This is a genomic window from Pseudomonas sp. 21615526 (assembly GCF_013386245.1).
Taxonomy (GTDB): domain Bacteria; phylum Pseudomonadota; class Gammaproteobacteria; order Pseudomonadales; family Pseudomonadaceae; genus Aquipseudomonas.
The window spans coordinates 37,795-53,921 of the sequence record NZ_JACAOM010000075.1 but is presented as its reverse complement, the minus strand read 5'-3'; the positions used below and the strand labels follow the sequence as shown (position 1 = coordinate 53,921).

Annotated in this window: 13 protein-coding genes; 6 read left to right on the top strand and 7 right to left on the bottom strand. The window is 60.9% G+C overall.

Annotation, left to right across the window (positions count from 1 at the left end; translation table 11 throughout):
* Positions 1 to 51 precede the first annotated feature (51 nt).
* A complete protein-coding gene (locus tag HX786_RS21670; RefSeq protein ID WP_178912568.1) occupies positions 52 to 1,176 on the top strand; it encodes a TIGR03364 family FAD-dependent oxidoreductase in 1,125 nt (374 codons plus the stop codon).
* Complete coding sequence (locus HX786_RS21665) at positions 1,176 to 1,730, top strand: phosphonate degradation HD-domain oxygenase (protein WP_178912567.1); 555 nt, start codon at positions 1,176 to 1,178, stop codon at positions 1,728 to 1,730. The genes HX786_RS21670 and HX786_RS21665 overlap by 1 nt, the downstream gene beginning before the upstream one ends.
* Here the strand turns inward: HX786_RS21665 and HX786_RS21660 are convergent.
* Complete coding sequence (locus HX786_RS21660) at positions 1,727 to 3,100, bottom strand: DUF3482 domain-containing protein (RefSeq protein ID WP_178912566.1); 1,374 nt, start codon at positions 3,098 to 3,100, stop codon at positions 1,727 to 1,729. The genes HX786_RS21665 and HX786_RS21660 overlap by 4 nt on opposite strands.
* A complete protein-coding gene (locus HX786_RS21655) occupies positions 3,093 to 4,472 on the bottom strand; it encodes a DUF2868 domain-containing protein (protein WP_134327480.1) in 1,380 nt (459 codons plus the stop codon). Before HX786_RS21655 ends, HX786_RS21660 begins: the two co-directional genes overlap by 8 nt.
* Before the next feature lie 90 nt (positions 4,473 to 4,562).
* Here HX786_RS21655 and HX786_RS21650 point away from each other — a divergent pair, with 90 nt between their 5' ends.
* On the top strand, positions 4,563 to 5,075 hold the full coding sequence (locus HX786_RS21650; protein ID WP_008438965.1) for a dihydrofolate reductase: 513 nt from the start codon (positions 4,563 to 4,565) through the stop codon (positions 5,073 to 5,075).
* Positions 5,076 to 5,169: 94 nt separating this feature from the next.
* Here the strand turns inward: HX786_RS21650 and HX786_RS21645 are convergent, their stop codons facing one another.
* Positions 5,170 to 6,561, bottom strand: a complete 1,392-nt coding sequence (locus HX786_RS21645; RefSeq protein WP_003213804.1) for an L-cystine transporter — start codon at positions 6,559 to 6,561, stop codon at positions 5,170 to 5,172.
* Positions 6,562 to 6,802: 241 nt separating this feature from the next.
* Here HX786_RS21645 and HX786_RS21640 point away from each other — a divergent pair, with 241 nt between their 5' ends.
* Positions 6,803 to 7,861: a haloacid dehalogenase-like hydrolase gene (locus HX786_RS21640; protein WP_256344258.1), complete on the top strand. Its 1,059-nt coding sequence runs from the start codon at positions 6,803 to 6,805 to the stop codon at positions 7,859 to 7,861.
* A gap of 193 nt (positions 7,862 to 8,054) precedes the next feature.
* Here HX786_RS21640 and ilvD read toward each other — a convergent pair whose 3' ends face one another.
* From ilvD to HX786_RS21620, 4 genes are all read right to left on the bottom strand, one after another.
* Positions 8,055 to 9,896, bottom strand: coding sequence for a dihydroxy-acid dehydratase (gene ilvD, locus HX786_RS21635; RefSeq protein WP_003213802.1), 1,842 nt, complete (start codon positions 9,894 to 9,896; stop codon positions 8,055 to 8,057).
* Between the two features lie 261 nt (positions 9,897 to 10,157).
* Positions 10,158 to 11,357, bottom strand: a complete 1,200-nt coding sequence (locus HX786_RS21630) for an MFS transporter (protein WP_177022339.1) — start codon at positions 11,355 to 11,357, stop codon at positions 10,158 to 10,160.
* A 122-nt stretch (positions 11,358 to 11,479) separates the two neighbouring features.
* Positions 11,480 to 12,562 (bottom strand): SagB/ThcOx family dehydrogenase, encoded by a 1,083-nt coding sequence (locus tag HX786_RS21625; RefSeq protein WP_177035304.1) that lies wholly within the window; start codon positions 12,560 to 12,562, stop codon positions 11,480 to 11,482.
* A 387-nt stretch (positions 12,563 to 12,949) separates the two neighbouring features.
* Positions 12,950 to 14,146 (bottom strand): class I SAM-dependent rRNA methyltransferase, encoded by a 1,197-nt coding sequence (locus HX786_RS21620; protein WP_177041177.1) that lies wholly within the window; start codon positions 14,144 to 14,146, stop codon positions 12,950 to 12,952.
* A 313-nt stretch (positions 14,147 to 14,459) separates the two neighbouring features.
* Between HX786_RS21620 and HX786_RS21615 the strand changes: the two genes are divergently transcribed.
* Together HX786_RS21615 and mutM are read left to right on the top strand one after the other, a co-directional pair.
* Positions 14,460 to 15,272 (top strand): HDOD domain-containing protein, encoded by an 813-nt coding sequence (locus HX786_RS21615; protein ID WP_173882995.1) that lies wholly within the window; start codon positions 14,460 to 14,462, stop codon positions 15,270 to 15,272.
* A gap of 21 nt (positions 15,273 to 15,293) precedes the next feature.
* A complete protein-coding gene (gene mutM / locus HX786_RS21610) occupies positions 15,294 to 16,106 on the top strand; it encodes a bifunctional DNA-formamidopyrimidine glycosylase/DNA-(apurinic or apyrimidinic site) lyase (protein ID WP_008438968.1) in 813 nt (270 codons plus the stop codon).
* Positions 16,107 to 16,127 lie beyond the last annotated feature (21 nt).

Below are 16,127 nucleotides of genomic sequence, written 5' to 3'. Positions count from 1 at the left end.
GGAGCGTCACAGGATGCATTCCCACGCGGAGCGTGGGAACGAGAGGTCTTCATGACACAACTGCTGATCATCGGTGCCGGCATCCTCGGCCTGTCCCATGCCTATGCCGCTGCCAAACGCGGCCTCAAGGTCAAGGTCTTCGAGCGCAGCGGCACACCGCTGGGTGCTTCCGTGCGCAACTTCGGCCAGGCACTGGTCACCGGCCAGCCGCCCGGGCCGATGCTCGACCTGGCGCGGGAAAGCCGCGAGATCTGGGGCCAGTGGGCGCAACTCGCCGGCATCCAGCTCAAGCGCAACGGCTCTTATTTGTTCGCCCGCACCGAAGCCGAAGAGCACTTGCTTGAAGCCTTCTGCGCCGGTCGCGCGCAAGAACACGGTTATCGCGTCAAGTTGCTGCAAGGCGCCGCCCTGCACGAGCTGTACGGTGGCCAGTTCGCCCATCACCGCGCTGCGCTTCACGGCCTGGATGATCAACAACTGTATTCGCGCGAGGCTATCCCGGCGCTGATCAACTACCTCAGCCGCGAACTGAGCGTGGAGTTTCATTTCTCCACCCTGGTGCGCGACATCGAACCCGGCCAGGTGCACACCACTGCCGGCTCCTTTCGCGGCGAGCAGATCATTGTCTGCTCCGGTCACGACTACCAGACGCTGCTGGCCGAGCAGATTGCCGAACTCAACCCGCAAATCTGCCGCCTGCAAATGCTGCGCGCCCGGCCAGTGGTGGAGTTGAACCTGCAACACGCGCTGCTGACCGGCCTCAGCTGCGTGCACTACGGCGCCTTCGCCGACTTGCCGGAAGCCGCGCCGGTACAGGCCGAAATTCTGCGGGATGTACCGCACCTGCATGAAAACGGTATTCACCTGCTGATCAGCCCGACACCCTATGGCGAACTGATCATCGGGGATTCCCACCATTACGGCAGCGATCCTTCCCCGTTCAACGCCGAACAGGTGGACAACTGGATGATCGAACTGGCCGAACATACCCTGGGCTGCAAGATCCAGGTCGTGGAGCGCTGGCAGGGCGTCTATGGTTCCCGTGGGCCGGGGCCGTTCTCGTTCACGCGGGCGGCGCCGGGGGTGAGCGCGGCGTTGATGCACACCGGCGTGGGCATGAGCGTCGGGCCGGCGATGGCCGAGCGCAATATCACTGAGCTGTGGGGGAGCGCGTGATGAACGCAGAGCAGGCAATCGCCGAGGTCTTCGGCCTTTACGAACAGCACGGCACGGCTGACTACATCGGCGAACCGGTCTCGCAGATCGAGCACATGTCCCAGGCTGCGCAGTTGGCCATGGCTGAGGGCTTCGATGATGAAGTGGTGCTGGCAGCGTTCTTCCACGATATCGGGCATATCTGCGGCCAAGGTGGCGAGAACATGGGCGGTTATGGTGTGGTCAGCCATGAACGGCTGGGCGCCGATTATCTGCGCCGCGCAGGCTTCAGCGAGCGGATGGCAAAACTGGTGGAATACCACGTGCAGGCCAAGCGTTATCTGACCTTCAGCCAGCCGGATTATTACGCACGCTTGAGCGAAGCCAGCCGTCGTACCTTGGGTTACCAGGGCGGCGTGATGACCGCCGAGGAAGCCCAAGCGTTCGAGCAGGACCCGCTGTGCGCCGTGAGCCTGCGCATGCGCCACTGGGATGAACAGGCCAAGGAAATGCATGTGCCGGTGCTGGACCTTGAAGTGTTGAAATCCAAGGCCCGGCAATTGTTGGCGGCTTAGGTCTCGTCCAGGCGCTGGGCCAGGGCTTCGATCTGTTCCTGGCGTTCGGCCTGGCTCAACCTGGGGTGCGGGTTGAGGGACGACCATTGCGGATGGGCGCGGGCCTTGTTCAGGGCTTCGGGCAATTTGCCTTCGCGCCAGGTCTTGTCCTGGGGTGTGTCGACCTTGATGCTGTGGATCGCCGCATGCCCCCGCAGGTTCAGGGCCTTGAGCAGTTGCCGCTGGCGCAGGGCCAACAGGCGCAGCACGCTGTCGTCGACGGTCAGCTCGCGCTGGCCCTTGATCTTGCCCAGCAGGCGGCTGCCATAACTGCGGGCAGTTTGCAGCGCGCCTCCCGCGATGGCTCCGGCGAGGGCGGCGGCGCCGAGGGTCAGGCCGCCTACGAGTAGATCCACACCTGCACCGGCCGCCGCGCCGGCTGCGATACCGCCACCGACCCGCACGCCCAGTTGCTTGAGGGTCTCGGGGTTGAACAGGTCATCGCCCCAGCGCCCGTCCAGCAGCGGTAAATCGCTGGCGGCGGCGTCCTGCGGGCGGAAGCCGAACAACTTGAGCAAGGCCTCCACGCAACGCTGTTCGCGCTGGCGCACGGCTTTGCGCAGTTCGCTGATGGCTTGCTGTTCTACCTCGGCTTCGCTGACCACGCTGCGGCGGCAGGCGGCGCAGTCGATCAGCAGTTCGGCGATCAGCCGCGCCGCACTTTGCTGGCGGGCCTGGCGCTGGGCTTCCTGATCAAGGATCAGCCGTTCCAGTTGCCCACGGGAGTTTTCCAGCAGCAGGGCGAGGCTTTCATAGAGCCGGCGCTCGCCGTCTTCCGGCGGCGCGACGCTGTCGAAACGCACCAGCGCGTGCAGGCCGAGGCGGGCGAGGGCTTCGCGCCAGTCCGGCTCGCGGTGGTCGGCGCTGCTGACAAAATTGAGCACCGGCAGCAACGGCTTGCCACAGCTGGCCAGCACTTGCAGCTCATCGCGGTACTTGGCCAGCACCGGCTCCCTTGCATCAATCACATACAAGCCCGCATCCGAGGCGAGCAGTTGGCGCAGCACCTTGGCTTCCTGTTCGAAGCGTTGCCGGGCCTCGCTGCCTTCCAGAAAACGCGCCAGCCGTGCCGGGCCGTCGAGGCGTTCGCCGGGGCGGTCCAGGCGTTCGAGGTAATCGAGCAGGGCGATGGCATCTTCCAGGCCCGGCGTGTCGTACAGCTCCAGCAAGGCTTCGCCGTCCACCGACAAGCGCGCACCTTCGACATGCCGGGTGGTGCTGGGACGATGGGAGACTTCACCAAAGCCGACGTCTCGCGTGAGCGTGCGCAGCAACGAGGTCTTGCCGACGTTGGTGTGGCCGACCACCGCAAGTTTCTGGGGCTTAGTCATGACCGGTCTCCAGCCAGGTGAGCGGCGCGCAATCGGCGAACGGTATCTCCAGTTGTTGCAAGGCCGTGTGCCAATCACCCAGGCGCTCAGCATCCAGGGCTTGGCCGGCGGGCGCTTGCAGCAGCCAGACCCGAGTGGCGGTGGCGCTGCGGGCCAGTTCGGCAATCAGCGCAAGGCTGCCGCGATCCGGCGAGCGGCGTGGGTCGCAGGCGATGGCCAGGCGCGCGGGCGGGAAGCGGGTGAGTTGCTCCAGCAGCTTGTTGCGGGATTCACGGCTGTCGAGGATGCCGGCGTCCTTGACACTGGCCGGGAGCTTCGGCGGCCATGGGCGCTGGTCGTCCAGCTCGATGGCCACCAGCAGGGCGCCGTTGCTTTCCAGTTCACTGACGCCGCCGGTCACGTGGTGCAATTGTTCGGGCGCCGCATCATTGACCCCAAGCCGTTCGCTGCTGGGCATCAGCCGTTCACGCAGTTGGCTGTAGCCGGGCAGGTTAAGGTCGAGGCTCAAGGCGGCGCGCCCACGTTTCCAACGCCACAGGCACAGCAACGCAAGGATCAGCCGCGGCAGGATGCCGTACACCAGCAGCACGCCCACCAGCCAGGCGGCCCAGGCCTGGCGGGCGCTTTCGATATTCAGGGCGGCATCGCCGCTGGCGCGGATCATCTCGACAGTGGGCACGTTGAAGCCGAGCAAGGCGGGCAGGGCGCCAAGGGTTTGGGTCACGGCGACAAAGGTATCGGCCCGCAGGATGGTGGTTTCCCACACAAAGCCGTAGCGCCGGGTGGCCAACAGCGTCAGCAGGATCACCAGGGCGCTGAGCAGGGCCAGCAGCCACAGGCTGTTGACCAGCACACCGACGGCCCAGCGATTAAGCTTGCGCCGTTGCAGCAACAGCAGCAGGGCGGGCGCCAGTTGCGCGGCCTTGGCGTCGCGGGCGAGTTTTTCGCTGAGCCATAACCACAGGCGGCCAAGACTGGCGCCGTGTTCGCCGGCAAACAGCAGGCCCAGGGCCCAGCTCAACAACAGGATCAGGTTCAAACCCAGCAGGCTGCCCAGGGCCCAGAACACATTGACCGGCGCCAACCCGTTGCCCAGCGCGGCAAACGCCAGGCCGGCGCCGCTGATAATGGCGACTGCCGCTAGCAGGATCAGCGCCAGGCGCGCACCTTGCAGCCAGCGGGTCAGGGCGGCGGTCAGGCCATCGCGTTCGGCCAGCCACAGCGCGCGGTTTTGAATGCGCGTGGGCAAATCGCCGCCGGCGCTGCGGGCCAGGCGATTGGCTTCCTGGTCTTCCAGGGCGCCCGCGTGTTCCTCGCGCAGGCGCACGGTCTCGGTCAGCCAGAGTGTTTGCAGGGGGGTCAGAGCTGTCACGCGCCGTCCTGTTGAGCCAGTGAGTCTGGAGCATAACCGCTGGAACGCCGGTTGGGGTATGCCGCGCGCGGCTCTGGTATTCTCGTCGCCATGAAAAAAACTCTCCCTTTAAGCCTGATCGCAGCCCTCGGTGAAAACCGTGTGATCGGCGTCGACAACAGCATGCCCTGGCATTTGCCGGGGGATTTCAAATATTTCAAGGCCACCACCCTGGGCAAGCCGATCATCATGGGGCGCAAGACCTGGGATTCCCTGGGGCGACCGTTGCCGGGCCGGTTGAACATTGTGGTCAGCCGTCAGACCGACTTGGCGCTGGAAGGTGCGGAAGTTTTTCCGTCACTGGACGCGGCCGTGGAGCGGGCTGAGGAATGGGCCAAGGCGCAGGGCGTGGATGAGCTGATGCTGATCGGCGGCGCGCAGTTGTATGCCCAGGGGCTGGAGCAGGCGGATCGCCTGTATTTGACGCGGGTGGCGTTGAGCCCGGACGGGGATGCGTGGTTTCCCGAGTTTGATTTGAACCAGTGGAAGCTGGTGTCGAATGTCGAGAATGCGGCTGAGGGTGACAAGCCGGCGTACAACTTCGAAGTTTGGGAAAAAGCCTAAGAGCATCGCAGGCAAGCCAGCTCCCACAGTTGACCGAGTATTACTGAAAAAACCGGTTCAATGTGGGAGCTGGCTTGCCTGCGATAGCGGTCTGTCAGGCCTGCGCCAATTCCGCATGCTCATCGGCATTGAGCAGTTCTTTATCCGTCTGCTGCATGATCTGGCTGGTAATCGCCCCGGCCGTCATCGAACCGTTCACGTTCAATGCCGTACGGCCCATGTCGATCAGCGGCTCAACCGAAATCAGCAGCGCCACCAATGACACCGGCAAGCCCATCGCCGGCAGCACGATCAGCGCGGCAAACGTCGCACCGCCGCCCACGCCCGCCACACCGGCCGAACTCAAGGTCACAATCGCCACCAGTGTTGCGATCCACAGCGGGTCCAGCGGGTTGATACCCACGGTCGGCGCAACCATCACCGCCAGCATCGCTGGGTAAAGACCCGCGCAACCGTTCTGGCCAATCGTTGCGCCAAACGAGGCGGCAAAGCCGGCGATGGACTGCGGAATCCCCAAGCGACGGGTCTGCGCTTCAATGCTCAGCGGGATGCTCGCGGCGCTGGAGCGGCTGGTGAAGGCAAACGTCAGTACCGGCCAGACCTTGCGGAAGAACCGCAGCGGGTTGATCCCGGCCAGCGACAGCAGCAGGCCATGCACCACAAACATCAGGCCCAGGGCCAGGTACGACACCACCACAAAACTGCCGAGCTTGATGATGTCTTGCAGGTTGGAGCTGGCGACCACTTTGGTCATCAGCGCCAATACGCCGTAGGGGGTCAGTTTCATCACCAGGCGCACCAGGCGCATCACCCAGGCTTGCAGGGTGTCGATGGCGTTGAGGACTTTCTGGCCTTTTTCCACGTCATCCTTGAGCAGTTGCAGCGCGGCAACCCCGAGGAATGCAGCGAAGATCACCACACTGATGATCGACGTCGGCTTGGCCCGGGCCAGGTCGGCGAACGGGTTCTGCGGGATGAACGACAGCAGCAGTTGCGGGATATTCAGGTCGGCGACCTTGCCCGCGTAATCACTCTGGATCACTTGCAGGCGCGCCATTTCCTGGGTGCCGGCCACCAGGCCTTCGGCGGTGAGGCCGAACAGGTTGGTCAGGCCGATACCGATCAGCGCCGCGATTGCCGTGGTGAACAGCAGCGTGCCGATGGTCAGGAAGCTGATCTTGCCCAGGGACGAGGCGTTATGCAGACGGGCCACGGCGCTGAGGATCGAGGCGAACACCAGTGGGATCACGATCATTTGCAGCAACTGCACGTAACCGTTGCCGACCAGGTCGAACCAGCCGATCGAGGCCTTGAGCACCGGGTTGCCGGCACCGTAGATCGCGTGCAGCACCACACCGAAGATCACGCCGAGTACCAACGCAAACAACACCTTCTTGGCGAGGCTCCAGTTGGTTCGGCGGGTTTGTGCCAGGCCCAGCAGCAAGGCCACGAACACCAGTAAGTTGAGAATCAGGGGCAGATTCATTGAAGCTCCGTTGAGAAGGCAGCCAATCGCAGGAGCCTGCGATTGCGAACCGGCAAGCCTAACAGCTTGAAATATATTGATTTAATAACGTTATCGCATGGTGACTGTCGTTTTTGGAATAAGCGGATGACGCGCAGGCGTATGGCATTGGCGCGATCACGACGAAAGCGGTCGCGCTCGGGCGATAACTGTCATACAGATTTGTTAGCGTCGATGTCTTTCACTCAGGGAGAAAACGCACATGAAGCTAGCGCCGAAACTGTTTGCCGCCGCGCTGTGCCTGGGCCTCGCGAGCCAGGCCTTTGCCGCCACCGAGTTGAAACACTGGCCGGCGGCTGCCGCCAAGCAACTGGACACGATGATTGCTGCCAATGCCAACAAGGGCAACTTCGCGGTGTTCGACATGGACAACACCAGTTACCGCTACGACCTTGAAGAGTCGTTGCTGCCGTACCTGGAAAACAAGGGCCTGATTACCCGCGACACCATGGACCCTTCCCTGAAGCTGATCCCGTTCAAAGACACCGCCGACCACAAGGAAAGCCTCTTCAGCTACTACTACCGCCTCTGCGAAGTCGACGACATGGTCTGCTACCCGTGGGTCGCGCAGATTTTCTCCGGCTTCACCCTCAAGGAACTCAAGGGCTACGTCGACGAGATGATGGCGTCGGGCAAGCCGGTGCCGGTCACCTATTACGACGGTGACGTGGTCAAGAACATGGAAGTGCAGCCGCCGAAGGTCTTCACCGGCCAGGCTGAGCTGTTCAACAAGCTGATGGAAAACGGCATCGAGGTCTACGTGATGACCGCCGCGTCCGAGGAACTGGTGCGCATGGTCGCGGCCGATCCGAAGTACGGCTACAACGTCAAACCCGAGAACGTCATCGGCGTGACCACCTTGCTCAAGGACCGCAAGACCGGCGAGCTGACCACCGCCCGCAAACAGATTGCTGCCGGCAAGTATGACGAGAAGGCCAACCTCGGCCTGGAACTGACCCCGTACCTGTGGACCCCGGCCACCTGGATGGCCGGCAAGCACGCAGCGATCCTGACCTATATCGACGAGTGGAAAAAACCGGTGATCGTCGGTGGCGACACGCCAACCAGTGACGGCTACATGCTGTTCCATGATGTGGACGTGGCCAAGGGCGGCATCCACCTGTGGATCAACCGTAAAGACAAATACATGACCCAGCTCAACGGCATGATGGCCAAGCACGCTGCGGCCCAGGCCAAGGAAGGGTTGCCGGTGACGGCGGATAAAAACTGGGTGATCGTCAAGCCGGACGAGATTCAGTAAGTACGGCTGGACTCGGTCAAAAATGTGGGAGCGGGCTTGCTCGCGAAGGCGGTGGATCAGCCAGCTTATTCAGTAACTGGCACACCGCAATTCGCGAGCAAGCCCGCTCCCACAGTTGATCTTCTTTGTTTGGGGAATTATCTCCAGACAAAAAAATGCCCCGCACATGGCGGGGCATTTTTATGGGCGAGGTTTACAGACCGTCAAGCATCGCCTTGTTACGCACAGCACCCTTGTCGGCACTGGTGGCCAGCAGGGCGTAAGCCTTCAAGGCGGTGGTGACTTTGCGCGGACGCTTCTCCACCGGCTTCCAGCCTTTCTTGTCCTGCTCGACCCGGCGTGCCGCCAGTTCTTCATCGCTGATCAACAGGTTGATCGAGCGGTTCGGAATGTCGATCAGCACCTTGTCGCCATCCTGCACCAGGCCGATGGCGCCGCCCGCAGCAGCTTCCGGCGAAGCGTGGCCGATGGACAGGCCCGAGGTCCCGCCGGAAAAACGGCCGTCGGTCAGCAAGGCGCAGGCTTTGCCCAGGCCCTTGGATTTCAGGTACGACGTCGGGTACAGCATCTCTTGCATGCCCGGGCCGCCTTTCGGGCCTTCGTAACGGATGATGACGATGTCGCCTTCCTTCACTTCGTCAGCGAGGATGCCGCGTACCGAGCTGTCCTGGCTTTCGTAGATCTTGGCGCGGCCTTCGAACACGTGGATCGACTCGTCGACACCGGCGGTTTTCACCACGCAGCCATCGAGGGCGATGTTGCCGTACAGCACGGCCAGGCCGCCCTCTTTCGAATAGGCATGCTCGACACTGCGGATGCAGCCGTTTTCACGGTCGTCGTCGAGGGTTTCCCAACGGGTCGACTGGCTGAACGCGGTCTGCGTCGGGATGCCGGCCGGGCCGGCCTTGAAGAAGTGATGCACGGCTTCGTCAGTGGTTTGGGTGATGTCCCACTTGGCGATGCCTTCGGCGATGGATTTGCTGTGCACGGTCGGCAGGTCGGTGTGCAACAGGCCGCCACGGGCCAGGGAGCCGAGGATCGAGAAGATCCCGCCGGCGCGGTGCACGTCTTCCATGTGGTACTTCTGGATGTTCGGCGCGACTTTGCACAGTTGCGGCACGTGGCGCGACAGGCGGTCGATGTCCCGCAGGTCGAAGTCGATCTCGGCTTCTTGCGCGGCGGCCAGCAAGTGCAGGATGGTGTTGGTGGAACCGCCCATGGCGATGTCCAGGGTCATGGCGTTTTCGAACGCCTTGAAGTTGGCGATGTTGCGCGGCAACACCGACTCATCGTTCTCGGTGTAGTAGCGCTTGCACAGCTCGACGATGGTGCGGCCGGCCTGCAGGAACAGTTGCTCGCGGTCGCTGTGGGTGGCCAGTGTCGAGCCGTTGCCCGGCAAGGCCAGGCCCAGGGCTTCCACCAGGCAGTTCATCGAGTTGGCGGTGAACATGCCGGAGCACGAACCGCAGGTAGGGCAGGCGCTGCGCTCGTATTCCGCGACCTTCTCGTCAGAAGCGCTGGAATCGGCGGCGATGACCATGGCGTCCACCAGGTCGAGGCCGTGGGAGGCGAGCTTGGTCTTGCCGGCTTCCATCGGGCCGCCGGAGACGAAGATCACCGGGATGTTCAGGCGCAGGGCGGCCATCAGCATGCCGGGGGTGATCTTGTCGCAGTTGGAGATGCACACGATGGCGTCGGCGCAGTGGGCGTTGACCATGTATTCCACGGAGTCGGCGATGATCTCGCGGCTCGGCAGGGAATACAGCATGCCGTCATGGCCCATGGCGATGCCGTCATCCACGGCGATGGTGTTGAATTCTTTCGCTACACCGCCGGCGCGTTCGATCTCGCGGGCGACCAGTTGGCCCAGGTCCTTGAGGTGGACGTGGCCGGGTACGAACTGGGTGAACGAGTTGGCAATCGCGATGATCGGCTTCTTGAAGTCGTCATCTTTCATCCCCGTGGCGCGCCACAGTGCGCGGGCGCCGGCCATGTTGCGGCCGTGGGTGGATGTTTTCGAGCGGTAATCAGGCATTGGAGCACTCCGGGCGGCTAATCAAGTACTAAAGGGGAGTGAGCTTCTAATTGACGACTGGAACACCCGAAAAATGGCCGTGTGTCCGGAAGTTGCCACTCGCGTCGCGGGATCGCCGCTTGCTTGGGCCTCGAGCTCATAAACCCGCCGGGGGATGACTGGCGATGAATAGGTCCGATTCTACACCGCTGGCGGCCGGAGGGAATGGCCGCCAGCGTGTAGATAGCGCTTACGAGACGTGTGGGTGTGCAAGTTTCATGGTCAGCGACCGACCCGGGCGTTCGTCACCACGCCCCAAACGCTGAACACGATGAAGCTGATGGCGATGGTCATCAGCAGGTTGGCCCCGGCTTGGGCGAGGGCGGCGCTGCTGACGGCGGCGGTGATGAACATGATGCTGTTGCCGGCCGACGCGGCGGTGCCGGCGCTGCTGGAGAACAGCAACATGGCCGCGGAAATCGCGGCGGGGCGTACCAGGGTCACGGCCAGGGCGCTGATCAGCATCGGGATCAGCAGGGTGATGGTGGTGATAGCTCCAAGACCGACGATCAGCATCAGAAGCACGCCTGCGACAAGCAGCAATCCAAGGCCGATGTTGATTTGCCGGGACAGCGAGATGCGTTTTTGAAGATACGACGCCGCCAAGCCACCGAGCAGATAGGCCACGCCATACACCATGAGTACCAGTGCGTACTGGTATTCGGAGAGTTTCAGCGAGTCCATGAAAATCAACGGTGTCACGCTGATCAAGGCGAAGTAGCAGGCGAACACCAACGCGGCGATCCACCAGTAACGCAGGAAGTCGCGATTGGTTGCGACATCTTTCAGCGTGCCGATGATCGACACCTGCGTGCGGTGCGGGCTGGCGGACTTGGAGGGCAGTATGCAGAACGCATGGATCAACATGCCCGACGCCATCAGTGCGAACCCATAGAAACTACCTTGCCAGTCGAAGGTGGTTTGCAACCAGGAGCCGATCAGCGGTGACAAGGCGACGAACGAGCCGCTCAGGGTCATGTAGTAGAGGCGCACACGGGCGCGATCCTGTTCTTCGAACAGGTCCTCCACTAACGCGTGGCCCAGTACGAAGAAGCCGCAACCCATGGCCTGGACCGAGCGAAAGAGCAGGAAGCTCAGGTAGTCCGTCGATAATGCGCAACCTATCGCACCCAGGATCGACAGCGTGATGCAACCGAGCAGGACTTCCTTGCGGCCCCATTTATCCGACAGCGGTCCGGCGACCAGTTGGGAAATCGAAAAAACCAGGGTGAACAGGCTGATGGACAGCGCCACATCGGCGGTGGGTGTATCGAACCTTTCAGCCAAGGCGGGGAAGGAGGGCAGCAGGATGTTGATCGGGAAGAAGCTGATAAGTGAGATGCAAGTGATGAGGATGAAGCGTGAGAATTGGTGGCGTTTTATCTCGCTGCCGAGTAAGGGCGAGCAGGAAGACTCAGACATTGTTTTTATTTCCGGTGGGGTGCCAAAAACCGATATTAGCCTTGGGTGGCGAGAATTCAATCAATAAAGGTGGAGCCATTCTCTTCCAAAGGCATGCTGTAAAAGGCTGCATCGCCAAGGCCTCAATCAGTCCTCAAAAGCTTTTCGAATTCATCGCTGAAAACCTGACCGTCGCTGTAACCGGCGCCTACGAAAAGTACCAACTGCTCTTTAAGGTCCTGTATGCCAAGGGCTTTCTCGATCTTGGTATCGTTGAGAGCGGAGGAAATCCAAGTATTAAGCCCCATGGCGGTTGAAATGAGCTGAGCGGTTTGTGAGATGTGTCCGGCCTCTATCAGGGCAACTCGGTAGGCTCTGGAGTGTGGGTACTTCCACCACAGTTTGTCGAATCGTGATGTAATGAAAATACCAAACGGAAGATTGTCGATGAAGTGCTGGCCGTTAAGGTAGTTTCCAAGAGGCTCTTGTATTCGACGAATCAGCCTGAGTGCGTGTAACTCCGGGTGGTAATAATAAAGTCCGGGATTTACGCCTCTTATGTTGTACGCATACACATAACCTTCGCTGGAGCTTAATCCACCACCTGACGGGCTGCTTCGTCTAGCGCGGAAAGAGGGGGGCGTTAAATGTGAGGTGTCTTGCAGGCGTTCTTTTAAGTGCCCTAGAGACAGGTAGAGCAGCGTACTCAGGTCTTCTAAAGAAATGCTTTTGTTTAAATAGGTGCGGCAGGTTTTTCGCTTAATTAACGTGTGTTGCAGTAACGGGTATGTTCTGAGAGATTCGTTTGGTGAGGGTTGCGGCAGACTGATAAAGTCTTCTGATTGGAGATGGGCGAACCGATTCGAGTCAGGAGGACTCTTGCGCATTACGCCCTGGCAGTGGGCCAAATAATGAGCTGCCCAACTGACGCTGTCTGTAGGTTGATCAGCGTCTGATAAGTCTTTTGTACCGATGTGGAATATCCTCGACAAGTCATCCCACCCCCACTGGTTATCTAACGTTGGCGCACCTTGTTGAATAATTGCATGGTGAGTGAACGTCGAGTCGATCTCAAACTCAGGGTTATAAAGCGAAAGGTCGTATATTAGTTCTAGCAGTCGCTGCGAGTGCGCGCGATCTAATTCAAATTGCTCATGAGTTTTGTAGTTCCAGATGATCAGATGTTGTGATTTGGTTAAGAAAAATAAGTTGGGATTTATGTGCATTGTTTTCTTCCCGTTCTTAGGGCTGGGTTGGCGTACAACCCAGCTTGTCATCAACGACTTATTTAGGCATTCCAATCAATGCGAATGCTGCCAGTGCTTTTGACTCAAGAACGATTGCCTTCATATCAGCTCTCCATTTCATTAAGTTAAATGGCTGTCACACAAAATGATTGTGACAGAAACTAGGCTAGGCGCTGGTTTTAGATTTATCTAGTCAGGAGGCGTAGGAGGATTCTGCTGGCGTTGTAGTATGTTTTTGCTGTAACGATGAAGCTATATGTGGTTTTTGACGTTGTACAAGAAATTAAAAAGTTTGCTTTTATTTGAAGGCGCGGCTTTGTGAATTGATGCTGCCCGGAGCCAGTCGGGCAGCATCGCGGGAATAACTTAGCTATTCGGCAACAACCGGCAAGTAATGCTCTTGATATACCGGGTCTCGGCAATCGCCGGGTGCACCGGGTGGTCCGGGCCCTGGCCGCCGCGTTCCAGCATCTGGATGTTGCGATCCAGGTGACGGGCGCTGGTCAGCAGGATGTTTTGCAGGTCGTCTTCCGGCAAGTGCATCGAGCACGAAGCGCTGACCAGGATGCCGTCCTTGCTGAGCAGGCGCATGGCTTGCTCGTTCAGGCGGCGGTAGGCGCCTTCGCCGTTTTTCATGTCTTTCTTGCGCTTGATGAAGGCAGGCGGGTCGGCCACGATCACGTCGAAACGCTCTTCGCTGGCTTTCAGCTCTTTGAGGGCTTCGAACACGTCGCCTTCGATGCAGGTCATTTTCTCGGCAACGCCGTTCAGTGCCGCGTTGCGCTCCACGCCGTCGAGGGCGAAGGCGGAGGCGTCGACGCAGAACACTTCACTGGCACCGAAGGCGGCCGCTTGCACGCCCCAGCCGCCGATGTAGCTGTACAGGTCGAGTACGCGTTTGCCTTTGGCATACGGAGCCAGGCGGGCGCGGTTCATGCGGTGGTCGTAGAACCAGCCGGTCTTCTGGCCCTGGATCACCGGCGCTTCGAACTTCACGCCGTTTTCTTCCAGTGCCACCCACTCCGGCACCAGGCCGAACACGGTTTCGACGTAGCGGTTGAGGCCTTCGGCATCACGCGCGGCGGAGTCGTTCTTGAACAGGATGCCGCTTGGCTTGAGCACTTGGGTCAGTGCGGCAATCACGTCTTCCTTGTGGGCTTCCATGGTCGCCGAAGCGATCTGCACCACCAGGATGTCGCCGAAACGGTCGACCACCAGGCCTGGCAACAAGTCGGAATCGCCGTACACCAGGCGGTAGAACGGCTTGTCGAACAGGCGGTCACGCAGGGACAGGGCGACGTTGATGCGGTGTACCAGCAGCGACTTGTCCAGCGGCAACTTGATGTCGCGGGACAGCAGGCGGGCGCAGATCAGGTTGTTCGGGCTCATGGCCACGATGCCGAGGGGCTTGCCGCCGGCTGCTTCCAGGATCGCCTGGTCGCCTGCCTGGAAGCCGTGAAGAGGTGTGGCGGCCACATCGATTTCGTTGCTGTAGACCCACAGGTGGCCGTTGCGCAAACGACGATCGGCGTTGGCTTTGAGACGCAGGCTTGGCAGGGACATGACGTCGCTCCGGAAAAAAGAGCGGGAGTATACCGTGTTGTGCAGTACTTGGCGGCGCCGCCGGACATGTGGGTTGTGATGTCCCTGTGGGAGCTGGCTTGCCTGCGATAGCATCACCTCGGTTATCTGAAAGACCGAGCCGTCTGCATCGCAGGCAAGCCCGCTCCCACATTCGGTCCGGTTTCAGTTCGGGTTTTTGAGGTGTCAGCCTGGTTGCCATAAAGGTTAGAATCGCCGCCTAGTCCAGAGTGTGCCCCCTATGTCCCAAGAGCTATCCGCCGAACAGATCCAACAGAGCCTCCAAGGCATCAGTGTGCCGCCTCAACCGCAAATCATGGTGGATTTGCAGATGGAGCAGTACATGCCCGATCCGGACCTGGAAGTGATCGCCCGGTTGATCGCCCAGGACCCGGGCCTCTCCGGCTCGCTGCTGAAGATCGTCAATTCGCCGTATTACGGTCTGAGCAACAAGATCGTCTCGATACAGCGCGCGGTGAACCTGCTGGGCAGCCGCTCCATCGTCAACCTGATCAACGCGCAGTCGATCAAGGGCGAGATGAGCGACGACACCATCGTCACCCTCAACCGTTTCTGGGACACCGCCCAGGACGTGGCCATGACCTGCCTGGCCCTGGCCAAGCGCACCGGCAGCCAGGCGGTCGATGAAGCCTACGCATTGGGGCTGTTCCACGATTGTGGCGTGCCGTTGATGCTCAAGCGTTTCCCGAACTACATGAGTGTGCTGGAAGAGGCCTATGCCAACGCCGGCCCGGAGTGCCGTGTGGTCGACACCGAGAACCAGGCGTTCAACACCAACCATGCCGTGGTGGGTTACTACACCGCCAAATCCTGGCGCCTGCCGGAACATGTGACCGACGCCATCGCCAACCACCACAATGCCCTGGCGATTTTCAGCGACGAGTCCAACCACAAGCCGCAGCTGAAAAACCTGCTGGCGATCCTGAAGATGGCCGAGCACATTTGTGCGTCGTACCGCGTGCTGGGCAACCAGGTGGATGACCATGAGTGGAACGCCATCGGCCCGCTGGTGCTGGACCATATCGGCCTGTCGGACTACGACTTCGAGAGCTTGAAGTTGTCGATCCGCGAGCTGGGCGCGCACTAACCCTTTTTCCAAGAGGTACACATGCCCGAGTTACCGGAAGTCGAAACCACCCGGCGCGGAATTGCGCCGCACCTGGAAGGCCAGCGGGTCAGCCGTGTGGTGGTGCGTGAGCGGCGCCTGCGCTGGCCGATCCCGGAAGACCTGGATGTGCGGCTGTCCGGGCAACGCATCGTGCTGGTGGAGCGGCGGGCCAAGTATTTGTTGATCAATGCCGAGGTCGGCACGCTGATCAGCCACTTGGGCATGTCGGGCAATTTGCGCCTGGTGGAAGCCGGCAGCCCGGCGGCCAAGCATGAGCATGTGGATATAGAACTTGAGTCGGGCCTGGCCCTGCGCTACACCGACCCGCGACGCTTTGGCGCGATGCTCTGGAGCCTCGACCCGCTGAACCACGAGCTGCTGATCCGCCTGGGGCCGGAGCCGTTGACCGACCTGTTCGACGGCGAGCGGCTATTCCAGCTGTCCCGTGGACGCTCGATGGCGGTGAAGCCGTTCATCATGGACAACGCGGTGGTGGTGGGGGTGGGCAACATCTACGCGACGGAGGCGCTGTTTGCCGCTGGGATTGATCCGCGTCGGGAAGCCAAGGGCATTTCCCGTGGGCGTTACCTGAAGCTGGCGATCGAGATCAAGCGCATCCTGGCGGCGGCCATCGAGCGCGGCGGCACCACGTTGCGGGACTTTATCGGCGGCGACGGGCAGCCGGGGTATTTCCAGCAGGAATTGTTCGTCTATGGCCGTGGTGGCGAGGCGTGCAAGGTCTGTGGGACTGAGTTGCGCAACGTGATGCTGGGGCAGCGGGCGAGTGTGTTTTGCCCGAAGTGTCAGAGCTGACGATTTGTGGTGCTGCTGATG

Coding starts and splice junctions, on each gene's coding strand:
- HX786_RS21670 (WP_178912568.1), top strand. CDS start 52: ATGACACAACTGCTGATCATCGGTGCCGGCATCCTCGGCCTGTCCCAT.
- HX786_RS21665 (WP_178912567.1), top strand. CDS start 1,176: ATGAACGCAGAGCAGGCAATCGCCGAGGTCTTCGGCCTTTACGAACAG.
- HX786_RS21660 (WP_178912566.1), bottom strand. CDS start 3,100: ATGACTAAGCCCCAGAAACTTGCGGTGGTCGGCCACACCAACGTCGGC.
- HX786_RS21650 (WP_008438965.1), top strand. CDS start 4,563: ATGAAAAAAACTCTCCCTTTAAGCCTGATCGCAGCCCTCGGTGAAAAC.
- HX786_RS21645 (WP_003213804.1), bottom strand. CDS start 6,561: ATGAATCTGCCCCTGATTCTCAACTTACTGGTGTTCGTGGCCTTGCTG.
- HX786_RS21640 (WP_256344258.1), top strand. CDS start 6,803: ATGAAGCTAGCGCCGAAACTGTTTGCCGCCGCGCTGTGCCTGGGCCTC.
- ilvD (WP_003213802.1), bottom strand. CDS start 9,896: ATGCCTGATTACCGCTCGAAAACATCCACCCACGGCCGCAACATGGCC.
- HX786_RS21630 (WP_177022339.1), bottom strand. CDS start 11,357: ATGTCTGAGTCTTCCTGCTCGCCCTTACTCGGCAGCGAGATAAAACGC.
- HX786_RS21625 (WP_177035304.1), bottom strand. CDS start 12,562: ATGCACATAAATCCCAACTTATTTTTCTTAACCAAATCACAACATCTG.
- HX786_RS21620 (WP_177041177.1), bottom strand. CDS start 14,146: ATGTCCCTGCCAAGCCTGCGTCTCAAAGCCAACGCCGATCGTCGTTTG.
- mutM (WP_008438968.1), top strand. CDS start 15,294: ATGCCCGAGTTACCGGAAGTCGAAACCACCCGGCGCGGAATTGCGCCG.